This window comes from Lysinibacillus sp. NPDC093688, from assembly GCF_050280145.1.
Classification (GTDB): Bacteria; Bacillota; Bacilli; order Bacillales_A; family Planococcaceae; genus Lysinibacillus; species Lysinibacillus xylanilyticus_B.
This window is the reverse complement of record NZ_JBNNUX010000107.1, coordinates 1-1,120: the sequence shown is the minus strand read 5'-3', so window position 1 is coordinate 1,120 and position 1,120 is coordinate 1. Positions and strand designations below refer to the sequence as shown.

Annotated in this window: 12 tRNA genes; all 12 read left to right on the top strand. The window is 52.9% G+C overall.

The features are described 5' to 3' along the window. The first annotated feature begins 2 nt into the window (after window positions 1–2). A tRNA-Leu gene (locus ACQKN2_RS25390) sits at window positions 3–91 on the top strand. A 16-nt stretch (window positions 92–107) separates the two neighbouring features. Continuing rightward, a tRNA-Arg gene (locus ACQKN2_RS25385) sits at window positions 108–184 on the top strand. Window positions 185–197: 13 nt separating this feature from the next. Next, window positions 198–274, top strand: a tRNA-Pro gene (locus tag ACQKN2_RS25380). Between the two features lie 6 nt (window positions 275–280). Beyond that, window positions 281–356, top strand: a tRNA-Ala gene (locus ACQKN2_RS25375). Window positions 357–382: 26 nt separating this feature from the next. Beyond that, window positions 383–456: transfer RNA gene (locus ACQKN2_RS25370), tRNA-Met, on the top strand. A 7-nt stretch (window positions 457–463) separates the two neighbouring features. Further along, window positions 464–540: transfer RNA gene (locus tag ACQKN2_RS25365), tRNA-Ile, on the top strand. Window positions 541–555: 15 nt separating this feature from the next. Next, window positions 556–648, top strand: a tRNA-Ser gene (locus tag ACQKN2_RS25360). A gap of 50 nt (window positions 649–698) precedes the next feature. Then, window positions 699–773: transfer RNA gene (locus tag ACQKN2_RS25355), tRNA-Met, on the top strand. A 3-nt stretch (window positions 774–776) separates the two neighbouring features. Further along, a tRNA-Asp gene (locus ACQKN2_RS25350) sits at window positions 777–852 on the top strand. 14 nt (window positions 853–866) lie between these two features. After that, window positions 867–942, top strand: a tRNA-Phe gene (locus ACQKN2_RS25345). Between the two features lie 3 nt (window positions 943–945). Beyond that, window positions 946–1,019, top strand: a tRNA-Gly gene (locus ACQKN2_RS25340). Between the two features lie 6 nt (window positions 1,020–1,025). Next, window positions 1,026–1,102 (top strand) — tRNA-Ile (locus ACQKN2_RS25335). Window positions 1,103–1,120: the final 18 nt, after the last annotated feature.

Below are 1,120 nucleotides of genomic sequence, written 5' to 3'. Positions count from 1 at the left end.
GTGCCGGGGTGGCGGAACTGGCAGACGCACAGGACTTAAAATCCTGCGGTAGGTGACTACCGTGCCGGTTCGATTCCGGCCCTCGGCACCATTTTATTTTATAATTAGCGCCCGTAGCTCAATTGGATAGAGCGTCTGACTACGGATCAGAAGGTTGTGGGTTCGACTCCTGCCGGGCGCGCCAAATTAATATTTATCGGAATGTAGCTCAGCTTGGTAGAGCACTTGGTTTGGGACCAAGGGGTCGTAGGTTCGAATCCTGTCATTCCGACCATTTTATGGGGCCTTAGCTCAGCTGGGAGAGCGCCTGCCTTGCACGCAGGAGGTCAGCGGTTCGATCCCGCTAGGCTCCACCATAAAAGATAACCAGTATAAAGATCCTGGCGGCGTAGCTCAGCTGGCTAGAGCGTACGGTTCATACCCGTAAGGTCGGGGGTTCGATCCCCTCTGCCGCCATCTTAAAGGACCTTTAGCTCAGTTGGTTAGAGCAGACGGCTCATAACCGTCCGGTCGCAGGTTCGAGTCCTGCAAGGTCCACCATTTATATATTGTTTCGGAGGTATACCCAAGTCTGGCTGAAGGGATCGGTCTTGAAAACCGACAGGCGGGTAACACCGCGCGGGGGTTCGAATCCCTCTACCTCCTCCAGTTTATTTTATAAATGGCGCTTGAAAAACTCGAAAAGAATATCTTATTAACGCGGGGTGGAGCAGTGGTAGCTCGTCGGGCTCATAACCCGAAGGTCGTTGGTTCAAATCCGGCCCCCGCAACCAAATGGTCCCGTGGTGTAGCGGTTAACATGCCTGCCTGTCACGCAGGAGATCGCCGGTTCGATCCCGGTCGGGACCGCCATTTTTTAAAAATATGGGTCAGTAGCTCAGTTGGTAGAGCATTAGATTGAAGCTCTAAGTGTCGGCGGTTCGATTCCGTCCTGACCCACCATATGCGGGTGTAGTTTAATGGTAAAACCTCAGCCTTCCAAGCTGATGTCGTGAGTTCGATTCTCATCACCCGCTCCAATCTAAGGGCCTATAGCTCAGCTGGTTAGAGCGCACGCCTGATAAGCGTGAGGTCGATGGTTCGAGTCCATTTAGGCCCACCATTATTCCGAAGTAGCTCA